Origin of the sequence: Pseudoalteromonas sp. B160, assembly GCF_037162485.1 — a bacterium.
Taxonomy (GTDB): Bacteria; Pseudomonadota; Gammaproteobacteria; order Enterobacterales; family Alteromonadaceae; genus Pseudoalteromonas; species Pseudoalteromonas rhizosphaerae.
In genome coordinates, this window is sequence record NZ_JARLUX010000001.1 from 1,235,434 (window position 1) to 1,257,161 (window position 21,728).

General features: G+C 41.5%; 19 protein-coding genes, 2 rRNA genes, 3 pseudogenes and 1 riboswitch. Of the genes and pseudogenes, 14 read left to right on the plus strand and 10 right to left on the minus strand.

From position 1 onward, the window contains the following. Positions 1-41: 41 nt before the first annotated feature. Positions 42-153, minus strand: a riboswitch (TPP riboswitch). Between the two features lie 55 nt (positions 154-208). Both P4S61_RS05750 and P4S61_RS05755 read right to left on the minus strand, forming a co-directional pair. After that, positions 209-610, minus strand: coding sequence for an META domain-containing protein (locus P4S61_RS05750; RefSeq protein WP_310736442.1), 402 nt, complete (start codon positions 608-610; stop codon positions 209-211). A 124-nt stretch (positions 611-734) separates the two neighbouring features. Further along, a complete protein-coding gene (locus tag P4S61_RS05755; protein ID WP_337117927.1) occupies positions 735-1,130 on the minus strand; it encodes an acyl-CoA thioesterase in 396 nt (131 codons plus the stop codon). A 120-nt stretch (positions 1,131-1,250) separates the two neighbouring features. On the opposite strand from P4S61_RS05755, the gene P4S61_RS05760 reads away from it, so the two are divergent. After that, positions 1,251-3,344 carry a TonB-dependent receptor gene (locus P4S61_RS05760; RefSeq protein WP_337117928.1) on the plus strand — a complete coding sequence of 698 codons (2,094 nt, stop codon included), beginning with the start codon at positions 1,251-1,253 and terminating at the stop codon, positions 3,342-3,344. Positions 3,345-3,422: 78 nt separating this feature from the next. Here the strand turns inward: P4S61_RS05760 and epmA are convergent, their stop codons facing one another. Continuing rightward, a complete protein-coding gene (epmA, locus tag P4S61_RS05765) occupies positions 3,423-4,397 on the minus strand; it encodes an elongation factor P--(R)-beta-lysine ligase (RefSeq protein WP_145234622.1) in 975 nt (324 codons plus the stop codon). A 54-nt stretch (positions 4,398-4,451) separates the two neighbouring features. Then, a complete protein-coding gene (gene efp, locus P4S61_RS05770) occupies positions 4,452-5,018 on the minus strand; it encodes an elongation factor P (protein WP_145234620.1) in 567 nt (188 codons plus the stop codon). 40 nt (positions 5,019-5,058) lie between these two features. On the opposite strand from efp, the pseudogene epmB reads away from it, so the two are divergent. Beyond that, a pseudogene (gene epmB, locus P4S61_RS05775) lies at positions 5,059-6,071 on the plus strand (EF-P beta-lysylation protein EpmB). 9 nt (positions 6,072-6,080) lie between these two features. Here epmB and P4S61_RS05780 read toward each other — a convergent pair. After that, positions 6,081-6,290 (minus strand): hypothetical protein, encoded by a 210-nt coding sequence (locus P4S61_RS05780; protein WP_145234615.1) that lies wholly within the window; start codon positions 6,288-6,290, stop codon positions 6,081-6,083. Between the two features lie 71 nt (positions 6,291-6,361). Between P4S61_RS05780 and P4S61_RS05785 the strand changes: the two genes are divergently transcribed. After that, positions 6,362-6,652, plus strand: coding sequence for a prephenate dehydrogenase (locus P4S61_RS05785; RefSeq protein ID WP_145234613.1), 291 nt, complete (start codon positions 6,362-6,364; stop codon positions 6,650-6,652). Positions 6,653-6,697: 45 nt separating this feature from the next. On the opposite strand, the pseudogene P4S61_RS05790 reads toward P4S61_RS05785, so the two are convergent. Next, positions 6,698-7,196, minus strand: a pseudogene (locus P4S61_RS05790) (DUF3016 domain-containing protein). Between the two features lie 248 nt (positions 7,197-7,444). Between P4S61_RS05790 and galE the strand changes: the two are divergent. Together galE and P4S61_RS05800 are read left to right on the plus strand one after the other, a co-directional pair. Next, positions 7,445-8,458, plus strand: coding sequence for a UDP-glucose 4-epimerase GalE (gene galE, locus P4S61_RS05795; protein WP_337117929.1), 1,014 nt, complete (start codon positions 7,445-7,447; stop codon positions 8,456-8,458). Positions 8,459-8,563: 105 nt separating this feature from the next. Further along, positions 8,564-9,445 (plus strand): DUF417 family protein, encoded by an 882-nt coding sequence (locus P4S61_RS05800; protein ID WP_337117930.1) that lies wholly within the window; start codon positions 8,564-8,566, stop codon positions 9,443-9,445. A gap of 88 nt (positions 9,446-9,533) precedes the next feature. Here P4S61_RS05800 and P4S61_RS05805 read toward each other — a convergent pair. Both P4S61_RS05805 and P4S61_RS05810 read right to left on the minus strand, forming a co-directional pair. After that, positions 9,534-10,213: pseudogene (locus P4S61_RS05805) on the minus strand (Fe2+-dependent dioxygenase). Between the two features lie 86 nt (positions 10,214-10,299). Next, the gene (locus P4S61_RS05810) at positions 10,300-12,480 is read right to left on the minus strand and encodes a TonB-dependent receptor (protein WP_337117931.1); all 2,181 of its coding nucleotides are present in this window, start codon (positions 12,478-12,480) and stop codon (positions 10,300-10,302) included. A 336-nt stretch (positions 12,481-12,816) separates the two neighbouring features. Here P4S61_RS05810 and P4S61_RS05815 point away from each other — a divergent pair, with 336 nt between their 5' ends. From P4S61_RS05815 to P4S61_RS05855, 9 genes are read left to right on the plus strand one after another with little or no spacing between them, the layout of a single operon-like run. Next, complete coding sequence (locus P4S61_RS05815) at positions 12,817-13,002, plus strand: hypothetical protein (RefSeq protein WP_337117932.1); 186 nt, start codon at positions 12,817-12,819, stop codon at positions 13,000-13,002. Beyond that, a complete protein-coding gene (locus P4S61_RS05820) occupies positions 12,977-13,570 on the plus strand; it encodes a DUF3450 family protein (protein WP_337117933.1) in 594 nt (197 codons plus the stop codon). The genes P4S61_RS05815 and P4S61_RS05820 overlap by 26 nt, the downstream gene beginning before the upstream one ends. Before the next feature lie 4 nt (positions 13,571-13,574). Next, positions 13,575-14,885, plus strand: coding sequence for a MotA/TolQ/ExbB proton channel family protein (locus tag P4S61_RS05825; RefSeq protein WP_149983260.1), 1,311 nt, complete (start codon positions 13,575-13,577; stop codon positions 14,883-14,885). Beyond that, positions 14,878-15,249 (plus strand): MotA/TolQ/ExbB proton channel family protein, encoded by a 372-nt coding sequence (locus P4S61_RS05830; RefSeq protein WP_145234597.1) that lies wholly within the window; start codon positions 14,878-14,880, stop codon positions 15,247-15,249. The genes P4S61_RS05825 and P4S61_RS05830 overlap by 8 nt, the downstream gene beginning before the upstream one ends. 4 nt (positions 15,250-15,253) lie before the next feature. Beyond that, positions 15,254-15,658 (plus strand): ExbD/TolR family protein, encoded by a 405-nt coding sequence (locus P4S61_RS05835; RefSeq protein WP_149983262.1) that lies wholly within the window; start codon positions 15,254-15,256, stop codon positions 15,656-15,658. A gap of 1 nt (position 15,659) precedes the next feature. Continuing rightward, positions 15,660-16,322 carry a hypothetical protein gene (locus tag P4S61_RS05840; protein WP_149983263.1) on the plus strand — a complete coding sequence of 221 codons (663 nt, stop codon included), beginning with the start codon at positions 15,660-15,662 and terminating at the stop codon, positions 16,320-16,322. 27 nt (positions 16,323-16,349) lie between these two features. Then, a complete protein-coding gene (locus tag P4S61_RS05845; protein ID WP_337117935.1) occupies positions 16,350-16,604 on the plus strand; it encodes a hypothetical protein in 255 nt (84 codons plus the stop codon). After that, on the plus strand, positions 16,588-17,313 hold the full coding sequence (locus P4S61_RS05850) for a tetratricopeptide repeat protein (protein WP_337117936.1): 726 nt from the start codon (positions 16,588-16,590) through the stop codon (positions 17,311-17,313). The genes P4S61_RS05845 and P4S61_RS05850 overlap by 17 nt, the downstream gene beginning before the upstream one ends. After that, positions 17,283-17,735 (plus strand): tetratricopeptide repeat protein, encoded by a 453-nt coding sequence (locus tag P4S61_RS05855; RefSeq protein WP_337117937.1) that lies wholly within the window; start codon positions 17,283-17,285, stop codon positions 17,733-17,735. The genes P4S61_RS05850 and P4S61_RS05855 overlap by 31 nt, the downstream gene beginning before the upstream one ends. A gap of 713 nt (positions 17,736-18,448) precedes the next feature. Here the strand turns inward: P4S61_RS05855 and rrf are convergent. Beyond that, positions 18,449-18,563: ribosomal RNA gene (gene rrf / locus P4S61_RS05860) — 5S ribosomal RNA — on the minus strand. A 132-nt stretch (positions 18,564-18,695) separates the two neighbouring features. Beyond that, positions 18,696-21,581, minus strand: a 23S ribosomal RNA gene (locus P4S61_RS05865). Positions 21,582-21,728 lie beyond the last annotated feature (147 nt).

Consider the following 21,728-nt stretch of genomic DNA (forward strand, 5'->3'; position numbering starts at 1 on the left):
GCAGCCACAGTGCTTATGCCCAAAACTGGCGCACAAGCACCCGTTTTAGGCAGCTTGTTCCCTACGCAGGTGTTAGCCTGATCAGGTTCACGGATCCCGCTTTCGCGATCTCAGCCTTTAAGTTAAAAACTCAAGGCACTCCGACAAGTAAAATTCTATATATTGTTCGCTAACGAGTGTACGTTAGATATTGCAAGCCTGCAAGAGATCAACTTGCGGGAATAAACGCAAATGTTTGCTCGCCATTTAAAACCAATTGCTGATCTTGAATTTGCAGTGGCACACCTTGCTTTAACGCATTTAAAAACTGCAGTTCAAACTCGTCCAACTCATCTCCGCATGATTTACGGGTCATACCTAATTTATTCACCGTTAAATGATTATCATCAAGTTGACCTTCACCAAAAAATTTATTACAACCAGCAAAACCATTGACTTGCAGAGCTTCAATAAAACTTAATGATGCTGAATATGATGCAGGGATTGCTAAACCATCAACCCGTGATAGTTGCCACTTAGTGTATTTTAATTGCTCACTGGTGACTGTCCCTGTCGATGAGCAGCCAATACATAAACCGATTATAAGCATCGGGATTGCTGCTAATTTCATGTAATTACTAACCTAAAACTCAATTGCAACATGATAACAATAAATAACAGTTTATACCGTTAATAATGCATGTTTTTAATGTAAAAAAATGTTCTAAGATAGTAAAAAAGGTGGCACCGGAAAATTACTCAGGCTTAAATAGTAGATCAACTTGATCGGGCAAAAATGGCCGACCTAGCTCATTCACCGCGGTGCCAATCACCAGTGCCTTTAACATCACTTTTTCATCATGCTTTCTTACCACTGTTTGTCGAAAGCCAAACTTTAAGCGACTAATACGCTCAGGCTCTACAGCGACATAAAACTCATCTCCGAGCATTAGTGATTGCTTATAATCCATCTCGCTACGCATTACGACTAAATTAATTTTATCGCGAGTAAGCTGAGCAAAATCAACCCCATTCGCATGCAAAAACTCATGGCGCGCATGCTCTAGGTAATTAAAATACACACTATTATTTACAATGCCTTGTAAATCGCATTCGTAGTCGCGTACTTTAAAGTCAACTTTAAAGGTCATATTTGTATTCCTTATTATGTATACTGTGCGCGTTTATAGCACATAAATATAACTGGTATCACGACTTTAATGAGAATAGTTGCTATCATGCAAGTCCTTAAAATGGAGTTAAGTAATAGAATGAAATTACGCCTGTCTTTAATTACTGCCGCGCTTTTACCTTTGATAAGCGCCCCAGCTTTTGTTGAAGATACTGAACTTGAAAAAATACTCGTCACCGGAGACTTTCAAAAAGAAAGCATTCAAACCCTTAGTGCCAGTGCCAGTTTATTTAGCGAACGCGAAATTAATGACCGAGGTGCTAGTTTTCTAGACGAAATGCTTGCCAGTGCTGCCAACGTAAATTTTACCGCTGGTGCTTCTCGTGGCCGTTACATCCAAATTCGAGGGGTTGGTTTACGCTCACAATTTGTTGACCCTATTAACCCTTCTGTTGGCTTAGTGATCGATGGCATTAATTATTCCGGCTTAGGTGGTAGTTCATTACTGTTTGATGTAAACCAAGTTGAGATTTATCGCGGTCCGCAAGGTACTCGCTTTGGTGCTGATGGTATGGCTGGTATGATCCAAATGGAATCAGCCGATCCAACTTTTGATCCAAGCGTCAAAGTGCAGCTAGGCGCAGGTAACTACAACAGTTATGAAGCGGGTGTTGCCGCAGGTATTGGTATTACAGACAGCACCGCAGTGCGCGCTAGTATTTATCAACGTGAGTCTGATGGTTATGTTGATAACCTATATTTAAACGAGTCAACACAACAGCAAGATGAACTGGTTAGTCGTTTTAAACTACACAGCCAACTTACAGATCATCTTCGCACTGAATTAAGTGTTCATTATATTGATATCAATAACGGCTACGATGCATTTACGCTTGATAATAGCCGTAATAGTGTAGCCGATCACCCAGGCCAAGATAACCAAGAAAGTATCGCGGTAGGTCTTGCCAACATCTACACTGGCTTTGCTTGGTTTGATGTCAGTTTAAACTTATCAGGTATTGATAGTGATTTAGTTTATAGCTTTGATGAAGACTGGGTATGTAACGATATTAATAAGTCGCAGTTATGCGGTGCAGGACTACACCCCGATGGTTATAGCTCAACCGATAGCTACTTTCGAGATCGTCAAGACCAGGCTGCTGAACTGCAATTTAATGGCAAAGGTGGTAACTGGGTTACGGGACTTTATTATCAAGCCCGTAATGTTGATTTAGAACGCCAATACACTTGGCTTGCAGCTCCATTCGCTTCAACTTATGAAACTAGTAATACCGCAATTTACGGCCAACTAGCAACGCCGATTGGTAATAAAACCACCTTAATAACAGGCTTACGCGTTGAGCAATACCAAGGTGATTACACCGATAATAATGGTTTTATTGAAAGTACTGATGATGTGATGGTCGGTGGTAAACTTGCCCTTGAGTATCAAGTCATTGACCGTACCATGATTTATACCAGCCTAACTCGTGGTTATAAAGCAGGAGGGATTAACTCTGAAGCACTCGCCAAAGCGAAAGATGACGGTTTAAACCTTGATGCTGATTTCTTTAAAAACCACACTAGTTTCGCACCAGAGTACCTATGGAGTGGTGAATTTGGCGTTAAAGGTAGCTCTTTAGATGAAAAATTTATTCTGCGCTTAGCGGCCTTTTATATGTATCGCGAAGATATGCAGTTAAAAGCCTGGAAAGTGGAAGACCAAAAGTTTACTGGTTATATTGATAACGCCAGCTCTGGAGAGAATTACGGCCTTGAAATTGAAGGCAGTTACCAATTAACTGATGACTTATTTTTCACCGGTAGCGCTGGTTATTTACATACTAAAATCAATGACTTTGTCGCTCAATCTGGTCTAGATCAAGATGGTCGCGAGCAATCACAAGCGCCTAAATACCAGTATGCATTCACGGCTCGCTATAACTTTACTGACGAGTTATTTGCTACAATCGGCATTGAAGGTAAAGATAATTATTACTTCTCAGATAGCCACAACTCGCAGGCACCGAACATTAATTTAGTTAATTTAACTACTGGTTACGAGGCTGAGCAATGGTCAATTCGCGCTTGGGCACGTAACGTATTTGATGAAGAAGTACCTACACGTGGTTTTGAATTTGGTAACGACCCACGCGAAGGGTATGCAACTCACACATACACTCAGCTTGGCGAACCAATGGTTGCCGGCGTCACATTTATCTACGAGTTATAAAAACGAGTTTCAAGGGATAAGTTAAAAGGTAAAAGCTAGATTACTTTTACCTTTTCTTAACCTTGAATCTTGAGCCTTTTAAGCCCTACCTACATCAAACGCGATGACTTCTTTTATGGTGTTTTTTTGCGTTGCTAACATCACTAACCTATCAACCCCTAATGCTACTCCTGCGCATTGTGGTAAACCATGCTCAAGAGCGGCGATTAAACGGGTGTCCATAGGCACTTGTGTTAAGTTATTCGCTTTGCGGTATGCATTATCTTCAGTAAAACGTTTAGCTTGCTCCTGTGCATTGGTGAGCTCATTAAAACCATTCGCCAGCTCCATGTTCTGATAATAAAGCTCAAACCGCCCAGCGACTCTAATATCATGCTCACAAATACTCGCCAGTGCGGCTTGCGATGCAGGAAAATGATAAATAAAACAAGGTTTTTGTTGGCCAATTGTTGGCTCAACTTTCATACAAAATAATAATTGTAGTAACGTATCACGGTGAGTTTCATGCTTAGCGATATCAGCAAACCCCTGTTCACAGGCAAGTGTTTGTAACTGTTCAATAGTGGCACTGAGCGGATCAAGTCCTAATGCTTTGGTAAAAGCATCTTGATAGGTTAAACGCTCTGCAGGTGGAACATTTAAGATAAGCTGCATTAATTCATCAATTTCATCCATCAGCGCAAACTCATCAAACCCAGGGCGATACCATTCCAACATAGTAAACTCAGGATTATGATGGCTGCCCGCCTCTTCGTTACGAAATGCCTTACAAATTTGGTAAATAGCACCACTGCCGGCTGCCAATAATCGCTTCATGGCAAATTCTGGTGATGTTTGTAAGTAAAGCGGTAAGCCTTTCGCGAAACCGGGGCCAATAAACTGCGTTTTAAAACTCGCTAAATGAACATCAGTAACACTCGCTGCACTTAAACTAGGCGTATCAACTTCCATAACGTGGCGTTGGTAAAAGAATTCCCGAATAGTGCGTAAAATTGCGGCTCGTTGTGCCAAAGTATTTACTTGTGCGCTTGGTTGCCAAAGATCTGCTGACATATTTTCTCCAAAAAAATCCCAGCTTAAGCTGGGATTTATTAAGCTATATTAAAGTTACTTAACACGGCTTACATATTCGCCGTTACGGGTGTCGACTTTAATTACTTCACCGATTTGTACGAATAATGGTACACGCACAACAGCACCAGTACTTAGCGTTGCTGGCTTACCACCAGTACCTGCTGTGTCGCCTTTAAGACCAGGATCTGTTTCAGTGATCTCAAGCTCTACAAAGTTAGGTGGTGCAACAGCTATTGGATTGCCGTTCCACAAAGTAATAGTACATACATCATTTTCAACTAACCATTTACCAGCATCGCCAAGCGCTTTTTCATCAGCTGCGATTTGTTCAAATGTTTCGTTATTCATGAAATGCCAAAACTCACCATCAGTGTAAAGATACGCAAGATCGGTATCCATTACATCAGCACCCTCTACTGACTCACCTGATTTAAAAGTTTTTTCAAGTACTTTGCCAGAGATAAGTTTACGAATACGAACACGGTTAAACGCTTGGCCTTTACCAGGTTTTACCATTTCATTTTCTAAAATACTGCAAGGCTCGCCGTCCATCATAATTTTTAGGCCGCCCTTGAACTCGTTGGTGCTATAATTCGCCATCGTTTCCTCTATCTAATAATTTCGAGTAATCTACCTACCAATGATACAAAGAAATGAAGCAAATTTGCATATAAACTGGCAAAAAGAATTAGCTAATGTTGTTACTTGCCCACGCACCTTGCTAGAAATGCTAGGTTTATCAAGCATGGCCGACGAAAAAGACCTCAAAGCACGAGCTCTTTTTCCGGTACGTGTGCCTGTGCCTTTTATCAAAAAAATGCGTTATGGCGATATTAATGACCCATTACTGCTGCAAGTCATGCCGCGCCACCAAGAGTTTATCGCTAAAACAGGTTTTGATAAAGATCCATTAAAAGAGCAAAACAACGCTCAACCAGGATTATTACACAAATATAAATCCCGAGTTTTAGTGATGTTTAAAACTGGTTGCGCCGTTAATTGCCGTTATTGCTTTCGTCGCCATTTTCCATACCAAGAAAATCAGCTAAATAAACGCAGCTTAATTGCAGCGCTCGATTACATAAAATCGGATGCTAATATTAACGAGGTGATTTTAAGTGGTGGTGATCCGTTAATGGCCAAAGACGACGCAATTAGTTGGTTTATGGATGAGCTTGAACAATTACCACAAATTAAACGAATGCGAATTCATAGCCGCCTACCGGTGGTGATCCCATCTCGCATTACTGACCAATTGTGCGAACGTTTTGCAAAGTCTCCACTTAAAATTGTGTTTATTAATCACATTAACCATGGCAACGAGATTGATGATGATTTTAAAGTGGCAATGCAAAAACTCAAAAAGGTAGGTGTCACATTGCTCAATCAAGCGGTGCTATTAAAAGATGTAAATGATACCAGCGAAGCGCAAGTCGCATTAAGCGAAGCGTTATTTGATGCCGACGTACTGCCTTATTATTTATATTTACTTGATAAAGTTGAAGGAGCGAGTCATTTTGATATCGACGAATCACAGGCACGCAAAATCATGGCCGAAATGCTTATCGCATTGCCAGGATTTTTAGTACCAAAGCTGATGCGCGAAATCGGCGGTCAAAAAGTAAAACGCCGATTGACCTCAAGCTTTTATAAACACAAGACTTAAACGTATACGTTAACGTTATTGCCAAGCGAAGCTGTAACTGATTTTGCTGGCGTTTGTGCAGCGCTCGAACTAGCGGCACCTTCAATAAGTGCCAGTGCTGCTGCACCATCCGCTTTTTGCTGTTTTTTTGCCAATGCTGCGCTGTATACTTCGCCACTTTGACCCGCGCCACTCATGGCCGGTAGATTTCCACCTGATATATTCATAGCTCATACCTGACTTTTTAGCTTATTACCCGTATTATATCGGCATTGCGGTCTAAAGCTTTAGGAAAAAAATGGATTCAATTATTGAACAACTCAATGCCAACTTAAAAATTGTTTATCGCCAGTCTCTTGACGCAGATAAAAAATTAGATGAGTTGCAACAACAAGGCTTAGGTAAATTTACAGCGTTATTTCCTGCCGATGCTGGTTTTACCTTTGAAGCAAAACGCTTCAAACCTTATGTATTAGATGTAGCTGCAGATGTAGAAAGCTTAAGTTCAGAAGGTTTTAGTGAAGAAAAGCTAAAAACCACTGTTATTAAATTACAACAGTTACTGCAATTACTCGCAACGTTCAAGTAACTATAAAAGCGCTATCATTAAACTGTAGCGCTTTTTACTCTTAATTTAGCTTGGGGTAACAACTGGCAGTAATTCTTTATCAAACCAATCAGTGATCAAACGTTTATCATAGTAAAACTGTTCATCACGGCCCATTTTAATTTTATCCATAAAGCCCATATCTTTTAATTCGACTTTATCGCTTTGACTAATCACGTTACCGTCTTTATCAGTAACCGAATATTGAAACTCAATGCGTGGAAAATAAATTGGTTTTACAATACGTAAATCATTCATACCGCCAAAGCGTACATCACCGGCTAAATCCAGCTCAGTCACTTCAACATTAAACTTATACCCTTCAGGCAACTTTTTCTGCCAGTTTATTAAAGTGCTTTTCAAAACTGCTCGCTACATGTTTATGGTATGAGCCTTTAGGTTCATTTGAAGGACGTACATCACGGTAGTCATTGAAGTCTTGCCATTTTACGACAGCTTCTCCTGCTTGAGCAAATACAGGCAGTACAACTAACATAGCCATCGCTACTTTTTTAAATGTATTCATTGTCTATCTCCAAAATGCCCTTGGGCTAATATAGTTGAAATAATAGCACTAACAACTTAACTATAGCTTAATACTATTTAGTCTCATTGTTATCATTTATGTAAAATATGTAACCAGACACCAGTTAACTATGATTAATTGATACCGTAACATCATGGAACAACAAAAAGATCAGATAAAGCATGTATTGAAGTGCTATTTATGATGAAATTACAACTATACACCTTCACCTTATATATGGAGATTTCATGACAATTTTAGTAACAGGTGGCGCGGGATACATAGGCTCACACACTGTTGTTGAATTATTACAACAAGATAATGATGTTGTTATCATTGATAATTTAAGCAACTCGAGTGTGGAATCACTTGAGCGTGTAAAAAAAATCACTGGTAAAACTGTGCACTTTTATCAAGGTGACATCCTTGATAAAACATTTTTGGCCAGCGTTTTTGCAAAACATACAATTGAGAGTGTTATTCATTTTGCCGGTTTAAAGGCTGTCGGTGAATCAATGGTGAAACCCATTGAGTATTACCAAAATAACGTGCAAGGTACGCTGACTCTCGTTGATGCTATGCGCGATGCAGGTGTGTTTAAACTTGTATTTAGCTCATCGGCAACAGTATATGGTGATCCAACAAGCCTGCCAATTCAAGAAGATTTCCTGGTAGGTGGCACTACTAATCCATACGGCACATCAAAACTGATGGTTGAAATGATGTTACAAGACATCGCTAAATCAGATGAGCGCTTTGCATTTGCAATTTTGCGTTACTTTAATCCCGTAGGTGCGCACGAGTCAGGCCTAATTGGTGAAGATCCCAATGGTATTCCAAACAACTTATTACCTTACATAGCGCAAGTGGCAGTGGGTAAATTAAAGCAGCTGGGTATCTTCGGCGATGACTATGATACGGTTGATGGTACTGGTGTGCGTGATTACATCCATGTTGTTGACTTAGCGCTTGGTCATTTAAAGGCACTTAATAAAATAAACCAAGATACCGGTGCCCATGTTTACAATCTTGGCACCGGTAATGGTTATTCGGTGCTACAAATGCTCAACGCATTTAGCAAAGCCTGTGGTAAAGATATTCCGTATCAGGTATCACCTCGTCGCCCAGGTGATATTGCAGCTTGTTATGCAGCGCCTGAAAAAGCTCTTAGTGAACTTGATTGGCAAGCAGAGCGTGGTATCGATGTGATGATGAAAGATACGTGGCGTTGGCAAAGTAACAACCCAAATGGGTATAAATAGCAAAACTTAAACCAGCTTCAATAAGCTGGTTTTTTTATATTTTTTGAAATAAAAAGTCTCGTTTACCACTCTTTTACAGTATCTATATTTAATCACCTATCAAAAATGCAACCAACCTATACTCGTTACAGTATTCATTCACTGCTAATTATTAGCTTATCGCTATTGGGTCTTAGCCTCTTATTAGGAGCAGGGGTAAATAATGTGCATGCTATTTTCAATTTTTATCAATTAGCCAATGTAATCCCTGAAACTGGGCAATCAATACTCGCTGGAGTGGCTTTTTTAGTAACCGCTTTATTTATTATTTTAAGTTTAAAACAATCACGTTTTCAGACCCCTGCTTTTGTTAGCCTGATCACTCTTGCCGTTATACCGCTTGTTACCTTATTAAGTGAAAGCCGCTGGATGACTGACTTAGGTGGCTTCCCAATTATAGGCTCTGGGCAAGGCATAATTAAGTACACCGCACTTGTTTCTCTCGCTATTTACCTTTATAAACCGCAGCGCTTGTCAGCTCAAGGCATGGTAATTTTGAACTTCTTTCCTGTTGCATTAGTGCTTATTTGGATTGGTGGTATGAAATTTTACGAGTTTGAAGCAAATGGAATTATATCACTGGTATCAACCTCTATTTTTATGTCTTGGTTATATACCTTATTTTCAGTGCAAACAGCGTCTAATCTAATTGGTGCGTACGACATCTTTTTTTCTTTAGCACTCGCTTTGGCTATCATTAAAAAGCATCCATTAGCCATTTATGTTGCGGCTCTTGGCTGCAGTGCCGTATTTTTAATGACGCAGACATTTTTATTCTCAGCTGAAGGAGCTTTTGACAGCTCAACACTACTTGCAAGATTAGGCCTTTTTGTTATTAAAGACTTATGGTTTATCGCAAATTTACTGGTAATTGTTAGCTTTGCAAAAAAAGTCTTAATTAACTACTATTTCAATAACATATTTAATAATGTGCATTGTAAGATCTAAAAAGCGCTATCACTTAACCAATCGTGGTAGCGCCTTATAAATATATACTTTTATATTTTGAGTTTAAATACACATCACTACAACCTGTTTACGTCTGTGCCCATTGCCTTAATAAATTATGATACACACCAGTTAACCTAACAATCTCAGGGCTATCGCTGACTTTTTCGCGCAAGCTTTGAATCGACATATCCAACTCAAATAGCAAACCACGCTTTTCATCGCTATTAACCATGCTCTGCAACCAAAAAATGAAGCTAAACGTCGCCCCCGAGTTACGGGAGTGACTTTATGTAAACTGGTTGATGGATACAACACCATACTACCTGCAGGGAGTTTTACTATGTGAGAGCCATAAGTATCTTCAATAACGAGTTCGCCACCATCATAGTCTTCTGGTTCGCTCAAAAATAACGTCATTGATAAATCCGTACGAATTTTCACTGGTGTGCCAGGTACTTGTCGAATCGCATTATCAACATGAATACCAAACGATTGGCCACCTTGGTAACAGTTAAATAAAGGTGGAAAAATTTTTGCAGGCAACGCCCCTGACATAAATAGATCACTGCGAGCCAGAGCGCCCATAACTATATCACCGAGCTCTTTGGTTGCAGCGCTTTGCTCAGGTAATTGTAAGTTATTTTTGGTCTTAGTTGATTGATAACCTGCGGTAACACTGCCATCAGTCCATTGCGCGGCCAATAAAACATTACGGCAATAAGCGACTTCATCAGCACTGAGCAAGTCTGGTATTTTTAATAGCATGGAAGTTCCCAAATCTTAAAAAACAGGCTAATAAGCATTAACCTGTTTAATAAGCTTTAACCTATTCAACAAACATTAGTTTGTAATTAGAAAGAATAACTAGCCGTTAGTGTAAAATAACGACCTTGACCAGGAATAAAGTGTCCGCCACCTAGTTTATCTTCATAATCTTCATCCGTTAAATTCTCACCATTAAACTGAATGCTTAACTGCTCAGTTGCTTGATAAGAAAGCATCATATCGAACAAAACATAACTATCGGCTTTACGACTGGTCGCTGAATTACCATTATAACGCTCACCAATATATTGTGCGCCAAAACCTGCAGCTATCGCGTCGCTAAAGTCATATCGAGCCCAAACACTGTAGCTATTTTTAGGTGCTCGAGCCAAGTTATGCCCAACATCACCATCAACCGTAGATTCAGTAACTTCGCTATCTTGATAGGTATAAGAACCGATAATACTTAATTCGTCAGTGATAATACCTGTTGCAGACAACTCTAAACCTTGCACTCGTTGCTCACCATCAAGCACTTCAACACCACGCTGATCACTATTAGGATCATCCACGCGCGCATTAGTTTTAACCGTTCTAAAAATAGCGGCACTGGTCATCAACTTATCATCAAGTAAATTCCATTTAGTGCCTAACTCATAGCTTTGGCTCTTCTCCGGATCTAACTCACTTGAATTACCACGAGTAGATACTGCAATGCCTTCAGCCGATGGGTTATACGAGTTACCTGCACCAAAGTAAATGCTGCTATTTTGACTTGGCTTATATACGGCAGATGCGTTCCAACTAGTCATGGTATCGCTAGTTGAGATCATTAATGCTGGATCCTTGTAATCATACTGATAATCGCTATCGTACTGCTCTGAACGTAAACCCGCAGTTAATTGCCAATATTCATTAAATGTAATTGTATCGAATGCATAAATTGCACGGGTTTTAGCAACCGCTTCAGTACTAGTGCCATCACGACCATACTCACCAGTGTAAGGTAAATAAGCATCTGGGTTGTATAAATCATTCAGCGCTGGTTCGTTCTTTAAATTATCAGCTACCAATGCAGTTACATTCCAACGGCTAAATGTCTCGTTAGTTAATTCAACACCAGTAACCACATTATGTTTTACACCAGCAAAATAGTACTCACCAACTAAATCAAGTTGCAGTGTTGCCAATTCATTGCGCGTATCACGATTTTTAACGTCGCTCATTCTGATATCAGTTGTTGTTTTTACATCAATAAAACGCGGCGCTGTTACTGTATCTTTTCGCTCTACACGGCCAATGCGACCTTGAGCACGTAGCATGGTTGTTTGCGACAAGTCATACTCGTACTTTGCAGTTGTTGAATACGCTTCGATATCTTCAAAATCACGATATACGTTACCGTAAAAATTAGTGAAATTCACCGGTGGCGCTGCATTTTCGCTACCAGCAAGTTCAGCAACAGGGCTAGAACCAACCCACGGAATACCGTAATCAGACATATTATCTTGATTCTGATAATCAGCATTAAGATTAAAACGGCTATTGGTTCCTAAACCAGTCGCAAACGAAACCGCGACTGCTTGTTTTTCTTTTTCAACATGATCACGCCCAGCAACATCCCCTTTATCAACCAGTAAATTGACACGTAGCGCTGATGTTTCAGCCACTTTAAAGTTACTATCTATTTGCGCGCGGTAATCACTCTCTGTGCCTAAACGCAGCGAAGCATCATTAAATTCATCTAACGTCGCCGTTTTTGTAGTTAAGTTAATACTACCGCCCGTTGAACCTCGACCTGTTGTTGCTGAGCTTGGGCCTTTTGCAACTTCGATTTGCTCAACGTTATAAGTATCACGGTCGTACCCGGCAATATCACGAATACCATCGATAAAAATATCATTGGCAGCACTAAAACCACGAATAGATAAACTGTCACCAGCTGGCGCACCGCCTTCACCCGCCGCCAATGAAATACCCGAAACATTACGTAACGCATCTTGCAAACTATCTACATTTCTATCTTTCATCACAGCTTTGTTAATAACCGTTATTGATTTTGCAGTATCAACCAACGGCTGGGTGTTCTTTATTGATGATGATTTTTCAACTTTATAGCTTTGTTCCGATTGCGTTTTTGCTTTGGTTACTGATAGCTCTTGTATATTTTCAGCTCCTTGAGCAGACGCCCAAGTTGATAAAGTTGCGGTAACAAAAGCAGCCAGCGGTTTTATATAAGTTCGGCGTTTATTAGTCATTTTACCCATTTTAGCTCCATTAGCAGGGAACTTGCTAACACGTTGTTTTTGTAGCAAGTCATTTAAGCACGTTGATTTAAGTTCGGCGGAATCCTAGCACTGAGTAATATTAATGTAAATGCGAAATGTTATCACTTGTATTATTTTGTCAATCATTGTACTATTTTTCACACTTTTAAACTTACGTAACGCGACTGTAAATGCACAGTAAACTTGGGTGCATGAGTGGCGTGAAAAATTAAGTTTAAGCGCTTAAAAATCAAGGTTTTTTAATTTTATAAAGTTAAAGCCAGAGCTTGGCTTTGTACTGTAAATGGTTATTACTTTTAGGGCATTACTTAGCATATGCAACGTTTTATAAAATCTGTTGGGGCAGTTATTTTACTAAGCTCATTCTCAAGCTTAGCTGATCCGGTTAGCGAACTTGAAAACCTCGTTAATCAGTGGTTACAAATAGAACAACAAACTAGTGAGTTAGAAACACATTGGCTAGAAAAAAACCTCGATGCAACAAACATTAATATTACTTGATGCAGAGCAAACACAACTCAAACAGCTAAACCAAAATCGTCAAAAGAACACCTCTGAGCTGGCAGAAAAGCGCACTGCGCTAATTAAAAAACAAAGCCAGCTTGAGACCGATGAAAACGCGCTCAATAGTCAATTAATCCAGCTCAGCCAGCAATTGCGCTCACTGCAAGTACAATTACCTCCCCCATTACTGGCGAGCTGGCAAAGTATTGGCGATCTAGATAACGAAAGCCTAGATGCGAATGAAAAGCTACAAATTGCTTTAAAAATGCTTGGCCAATTGGCTGATTTTCAAAACCGAATTTCAATTCATGAAATGGCAATCAGTAATAGTGAAGGCAAAGAAATATGGGTAAAACAGCTTTATTTGGGTGCCGCACAAGCATGGTTTGTTAGTAATGATTTAAGTTATGCGGGCATTGGCTTCCCTTCTGAGTTAGGTTGGCAATGGCAATTTGATACTGAAATTGATGGCGAGCAAATTGCCCACGGTATCGCTGTACAAGAAAAAAACAAGCAGCTCACTGGCTTACCTTGCCTGTATTTAGCTATGCAGCTAAGGAGCTGACGCAATGAAACGATTCTGTACTTTTTGGTTTGTTACACTACTGAGTTTTAGCCAAGTAGTAACAGCCGCGACTGCGGATGCTGCCAAACAACAATTGCTAACGGATATTAAAACGGCGCAGAGCGTTTTAAATAAAGCACAACAGCGGATTGCCAAACAGCAAACAACTATGGCACAACAGATATTTGAAAAACAGCAAGCACTTAAAAAAGAGCGTGAGCAAGCGACACTCAATCGCCGTTTAGCTGATGAAGACACATTGAGTTTAACCCAGCTACAAACACGCTTAGATAGCTGGCAACAACAACAGCAATATCGGCTAAATTTACTCAACCGATTTACTCGTCAATACGCTCAGCAAGCGCAAAGTAAAAACGATCAACAAGCACTTTTGAATGATGTAGTCGCGGTGATAGAGCAGCAAACCGCGGCATTATATCCAGAGTTTAAAAAACAAAATATAGTATTGAAAAATGGCGAACTGACCGCAGCTACAACATTACAAGTAGGTCCCGTGGCTTGGTTTAGTGTTGCACAGCCAAAACTAACCGGCCTGCTTTCATCAGCAGCTAACGTTGCAGTACCAAAAGTAGCTATAGTTCAATCAAGTGATGAGAATAACCCATTTGATATTGCTTACTCACAAGTAAATACAAACTCAGCTAAGGTCGCAGCTTCTTTAACATTTGATCCAAGTTTAACCCGCTTAGTTGCCAGTCAAGCGCAACAAGAAGGTGCAGTTGAACATCTTGAAAAAGGTGGCTTATGGGCAATCCCTATTATTTTATTTGCATGTTTTGCATTATTAATTGCGCTATTCAAGGCATATCAATTATTTAGCCTTAGTAAGATCAAAGCTGTCTCGACGCTGACTTTACAAACTGCGTTTAATCAACCTGAGCAACACAGCTTCAGCGGAATGCAAGCAACGCTGTTTCAACTCTCTGTTGATAGCAACATAGGACAAATAAGAGATGACCAGTTATTTAATCAGCTGATGCATAATAAACACAAGCTTGATAACTACATTGGCGCAATCGCGATCACAGCATCGGTAGCACCGCTACTGGGCTTATTGGGCACAGTCAGTGGCATGATTGAAACATTCAAAATGATGACGTTATTTGGCTCAGGCGATCCAGAAGTGGTATCTGGTGGTATTGCTCAAGCTTTGATCACTACCGAGCTTGGCCTCGTTGTTGCCATACCAGCATTAGTACTCAATGCGCTACTATCGCGTAAAGCTAAAGCCTATTACACCCAACTTGAAGCGTTCGCACTGCAACTTAGTCAACTTGAGGTGAAAAATGTTTGAGCAACTGTTCGATAATTTTATCTGCTGGCTTATCATCCTATTAGCGCTATTTGTTTATCAGCTCATTTGGCACGATATCCTGCATTTAAAACAATATAAACTGCAACGCCAAGGTTACTGGCACGACGTCAGCTCTATTTTGACCGCTGCGCTGCCATTACTTGGTTTATTAGGCACCATTATTGGTTTACTCGATACATTTAAAGTGATGTCGCAAGGCGAAAACGAATTAATGAGTGAAGCGATAAGTAATGCTCTACTCACTACACAACTGGGGTTAGTCTGCGCAATTCCTGCATGGCTGATGCAAGCTTACTTGCTGTACGTAACACGTAACAGTGCTATCCAACAGCAAGCGAGCTAAGCCAATGCAAGCACGTTTAAAACAACGCCTAGAACAACAGTCTGCGCATCATATTGATATGTCACCACTATTAGATGTGGTATTTATACTACTGATTTTCTTTATTGTAACCACCGTTTTCGTTCGCGAAAGTGGGGTCGAGGTTGATAAACCGCAAGCCGTCTCAGCAAGCAGATTAGAGCAACAAGTTATTTTTCTTGCCATAACTGATAGTCAGCAGGTTTACTTTGACGGTAGCCAAATTGGCGTGGCCGGTGTGCGCAGCAGCGTAGAGCAAATGCTAAAACAACAGCAAAGACCGGTAGTGATCCAAGCTGATAAAACCGTACCAACCGAGCTATTAGTAAAGGTAATAGACGAAGCAAAACTTGCTGGTGCAGCAACCGTTAACTTAGCGACCCAGCAATAATATGCAAAATAATATACTCGCATCACAACCTGCAATAGCTAATAAACGTCATCCGTTTTTTGCTTTTATGTTGAGCCTAACGGTACTTGCATGCGCGTTAGTTTTACTTTGGCTTGGGCAAATTGCTGAGCACGTTATCAACGACAAAGTTATCGTCCGTGAAGTTGCTTTAGTGCCACTGCCTCCACCTCCGCCACCAACCGTGACGCAATCAGCTGTGACAGAGCCGATGCAAAGCCTCGTTGTCGAAGGTGCGGGGGCAACTATTCAAGCCATTAATATAAAAATTGAAAGTAAAATTTCGCTTAGCAAACCAACCCTTGCAAATATGCCAATTGCTACTCCTGAATTTCAATCTATCGAAGTTAATTGGGATGCCTTTAGCTTAAATCAACTAGATGGTTTACCCACGCTACTCACTCCCGTAAAAGCAGTATTACCTAAAAAGTTAACTCGCCAAGGTGTGAGTACCTTCATCGTGAAGCTCGATGTTTTTATCGATGAAAATGGCCGATTAAGCTTAATTGATGTTATACAAAACCCGTACCCTGAGCTAAAGCCTGAAATAGACAAGATCATTAAGCAAAGTCGGTTTAGTTCACCAAAAAAAGACGGTGAAATAGTGAGAGCCAGATTTATTTGGCCCATTGAATTTAAACCTTAGTAAAGCCAGTATTTAAGTGAAAATACAATGAAAAAATTAACAACAAAAAAATGGTTAACGTCTTTAGCTATCGTGCCATTAACCTTTTATATGGCTGCCAGCCAAGCAACCTCATTGCAGGTAAAGCTACAACCAAGCGATCCACACTGGCAGTTGCTGATCAATAATAATTTACTGAGCCCAACAGATATAAAAATCGAAGCTAATGAACGCAGCTTCGCCCAGCAACTAAAACCACTATTACAACAAGGTAACTACCAAGCTGTTGCTGATCTCATTTAAACAACGTGAATTAGGTAACGATAGCCCTGCGTTACAACTTTTACGTGGCCAAGTTTTGTTAACCTTAAAACAGTTTGCAGGAGCTGAGCAGGCGTTAAAGGCAAGTTTATCAAGCATGCCAGATTTAGTTAAAGCTCATCAAGGTTTAAGTCTGCTCTATATGCAGCAAGGTAATTATCAACAAGCACAGCCACATCTAACCCGCTGTATTGAACTTGGCCAAGCTGATGCGCAAGTCTATGCGCAACTTGCCTATATTCATGTACAAGCTGAGCAGCCTTGGAGCGCAATTGCAGCTTATCGTCAGGCATTAATGCTTGAGCCACAGCAAGCACAATATCAACAAGGGTTACTATTTTCACTAATTGCTGCAGGCGATCTAGGTCAAGCCCAAGCTCTGCTAAAAGAGCTATTAAATGCATCCCCTAACAATCCAGAGCTTTGGCTACAACGTGCACAAATTGCCTTACAACAAGACAACAATAAACAAGCTTTGGCAAGTATTGAAGTAGCTTTAAAGCTGGCACCTAGCAATGCAAGTAATCAATTACTTGCAGCACAACTTCACCTTACACAAGGTAGCTACTCACGCTCTGTTGAATTGTTAAGTAATGCATTAGCAAGCACTCAGCCAGCTCAAATAGCAGAAGCTAGCGAGATTAGTATGCAAACCCTAAATTGGCTTATCGCACAAAAAAATGGCAGCTAGCCAAGCAGCTCGTTTCGCAACTAAACCCTTTCATAAATAAGTTATCAAAACAATCCCGCGCAGAGTTTTCAGTTTATACCGCTCAGCTAGCAATTGAGCAAGGTAACTTTAAACAAGCTCAAAAGAGTTTACATAAAGCATTAACAATCGACCCAAATCTTGGCGATGCACTGTTAAGCCTGGCAAATATCTATCAGCAACAAAACCAACTGACACAAGCAAGGTTAATGTATGTACGAGCACAAGCTTTACCTGAGTACCAACTCTCTGCATGGTTAGGTCTCGCGCAAATTGAAATTGAAAATAAAAACTACAAAGAAGCATTAAGCCAGCTTAAAAAAGCACTTAACGCTAACCCACAAAGGCAAGATTTACTCACCAACATTCGCGCTCTTGAAGGTCTGATCCAACGAGAAAGTTAATAGTTAATAGATTTATACCAATCGTGTAAAGTTACTGACCATTTATAGCGACAGATAAATACAGTGATAACAAGGCGTAAGTTTCGACATGTAGTTGTTCTACTTGAATAAATTATAACGCAGTTAGCACTTTATTTAGCTCGCTAGAATGGTTAAATATTTAAGTCGATTGGCATAAACTACCCATCAACGATCACACCGTATGACGTCCCGCCTGCGTCGCTTTTGATATTAATTCCCATGTGTTGCGTCATGAAATCTTTATTGACGATAGGGCACTCAGCGCTTCTGTTTTACTATTACTTGGGCACACTACACCAAATAAGTATCCATACTCAAATTGCTTTAAAGGTAGATGCCCTGGGATGTGAAGGAGCGTTTGTTTGATGAATAGGAATACACATGCCGTGGAGCATAGGATTGCAAGAGCGGTCACTAGTGAGTTCGGCATGGGATCTTGGCTTGGTGTTTTAACTTTGTTCCAGACGTAAAAAAGCCGCTTCATTTCTGAAGCGGCTTTCTCAATTTGGAGCCTAGCAATGTCGTGGTGCCTACAGCGATAAAAAGTCACATAGCAAATGTATAGAGTAGGCTTTAGGCTCTTATTCTTTTTTACCTAAAACCTATTGCCTTTCACCTCGAACCTTCTTTTTACTTTATGCCAGACAACAAAAAACCCGTCACATCGCTGTAACGGGTTTCTCTTATTTGGAGCCTGGCAATGTCCTACTTTCACATAGCAAATGCTACACTATCATCGGCGCTGTTTCGTTTCACTACTGAGTTCGGCATGGGGTCAGGTGGGTCCAAAACGCTATTGTTACCAAGCAAATTTGGTGTTAATCACGTTAGCAATTAACTAAAATTTGGAATTCTGATAATAAAAGTTTTCAGTAAATCTACTTTAGTCTATTAACTTCTTGCGCTATCAACTATCACATAAAACGCGTTTGGCGTTGTATGGTTAAGCCTCACGGGTAATTAGTACAAGTTAGCTTAACATATCACTATGCTTCCACATCTTGCCTATCAACGTTGTAGTCTTCAACGGCCCTTCAGAGAGCTTATAGCTCTAGTGAGAACTCATCTCGAGGCCTGCTTCGCGCTTAGATGCTTTCAGCGCTTATCAGTTCCGAACGTAGCTACCGGGCAATGCCATTGGCATGACAACCCGAACACCAGCGGTTCGTTCACTCCGGTCCTCTCGTACTAGGAGCAACCCCTCTCAATTCTCAAACGCCCACGGCAGATAGGGACCGAACTGTCTCACGACGTTCTAAACCCAGCTCGCGTACCACTTTAAATGGCGAACAGCCATACCCTTGGGACCGACTTCAGCCCCAGGATGTGATGAGCCGACATCGAGGTGCCAAACACCGCCGTCGATATGAACTCTTGGGCGGTATCAGCCTGTTATCCCCGGAGTACCTTTTATCCGTTGAGCGATGGCCCTTCCATTCAGAACCACCGGATCACTATGACCTACTTTCGTACCTGCTCGACGTGTCTGTCTCGCAGTTAAGCTGGCTTCTACCATTACACTAACCGTACGATGTCCGACCGTACTTAGCCAACCTTCGTGCTCCTCCGTTACTCTTTGGGAGGAGACCGCCCCAGTCAAACTACCCACCAGGCACTGTCCGTAACCCCGATTCAGGGGCCAACGTTAGAACATCAAAACTACAAGGGTGGTATTTCAAGGACGACTCCAACAAAACTAGCGTCTCATCTTCTAAGTCTCCCACCTATCCTACACATGTAGGTTCAATGTTCAGTGCCAAGCTGTAGTAAAGGTTCACGGGGTCTTTCCGTCTAGCCGCGGGTACACAGCATCTTCACTGCGATTTCAATTTCACTGAGTCTCGGGTGGAGACAGCGTGGCCATGGTTACACCATTCGTGCAGGTCGGAACTTACCCGACAAGGAATTTCGCTACCTTAGGACCGTTATAGTTACGGCCGCCGTTTACCGGGCTTCGATCAAGAGCTTCTCCGAAGATAACCCCATCAATTAACCTTCCGGCACCGGGCAGGTGTCACACCGTATACGTCATCTTGCGATTTTGCACAGTGCTGTGTTTTTAATAAACAGTCCCAGCCACCTGGTCACTGCGGCTCCAATCAGCTTAGGGAGTAAATCCCATCACCAATCGGAGCGTACCTTCTCCCGAAGTTACGGTACGATTTTGCCTAGTTCCTTCACCCGAGTTCTCTCAAGCGCCTTAGTATTCTCTACCTGACCACCTGTGTCGGTTTGGGGTACGATTCGGTATAATCTGAAGCTTAGAGGCTTTTCCTGGAAGTATGGCATCAGCAACTTCATCACCTTAGTGACTCGTCTCGTGTCTCAGCCTAACAGCAACCCGGATTTACCTAAGTCACTAGCCTACTCACTTTCACATGGACTACCAACGCCATGCTTGCTTAGCCTGCTCCGTCCCCCCATCGCAATTATACCAAGTACGGAAATATTAATCCGTTTCCCATCGACTACGCCTTTCGGCCTCGCCTTAGGGGTCGACTTACCCTACCCTGATTAACATGGGATAGGAACCCTTGGTCTTCCGGCGTGCGGGTTTTTCACCCGCATTATCGTTACTCATGTCAGCATTCGCACTTCTGATACGTCCAGCATACCTCCCGGTACACCTTCAACCGCTTACAGAACGCTCCCCTACCACTCAGAATAAATTCTGAATCCGCAGCTTCGGTGCATAGTTTAGCCCCGTTACATCTTCCGCGCAGACCGACTCGACCAGTGAGCTATTACGCTTTCTTTAAAGGATGGCTGCTTCTAAGCCAACCTCCTGGCTGTCTGGGCCTTTCCACATCGTTTCCCACTTAACTATGACTTTGGGACCTTAGCTGGCGGTCTGGGTTGTTTCCCTCTTCACGACGGACGTTAGCACCCGCCGTGTGTCTCCCGGATATTACTTTACGGTATTCGGAGTTTGCAAAGGGTTGGTAAGTCGGGATGACCCCCTAGCCTTAACAGTGCTCTACCCCCGTAAGTATTCGTCCGAGGCTCTACCTAAATAGATTTCGGGGAGAACCAGCTATCTCCCGGTTTGATTAGCCTTTCACTCCTAGCCACAGGTCATCCCCTAACTTTTCAACGTTAGTGGGTTCGGTCCTCCAGTTGATGTTACTCAACCTTCAACCTGCCCATGGCTAGATCACCGGGTTTCGGGTCTATACCTTGCAACTAATCGCCCAGTTAAGACTCGGTTTCCCTACGGCTACCCTATTCGGTTAACCTCGCTACAAAATATAAGTCGCTGACCCATTATACAAAAGGTACGCAGTCACCCAACAAGTGGGCTCCTACTGCTTGTACGTACACGGTTTCAGGTTCTATTTCACTCCCCTCACAGGGGTTCTTTTCGCCTTTCCCTCACGGTACTGGTTCACTATCGGTCAGTTGGGAGTATTTAGCCTTAGATGATGGTCCACCTATATTCAGTCAAAGTTTCACGTGCTCCGACCTACTCGATTTCACTTAAAAGGGATTTTCATGTACGGGACTATCACCCTGTATCGTGGCACTTTCCAGAGCCTTCCATTAACACCAATTAAGCTTAAGGGCTGTTCCGATTTCGCTCGCCGCTACTTTCGGAATCTCGGTTGATTTCTTTTCCTACGGGTACTTAGATGTTTCAGTTCTCCGCGTTCGCCTCGTTAACCTATGTATTCAGTTAACGATACCTGCAAGCAGGTGGGTTTCCCCATTCGGAAATCCTAGTCTCAAGTGCTTTTTACTAGCTTGACTAGGCTTATCGCAAGTTAATACGTCCTTCATCGCCTCCAACTGCCAAGGCATCCACCGTGTACGCTTAGTCACTTAACCATACAACCCAAACGGGTCTTTGTTTCGTGACAGTTTAACTTCGCCAGAAGTTAATATTGAATACTAAAGTAGATACCAATCAACAAACGTAAAACGTTCATTAAATGGCACTGAATGATACTGCTATCATTCTTTTTTACTTTTGAA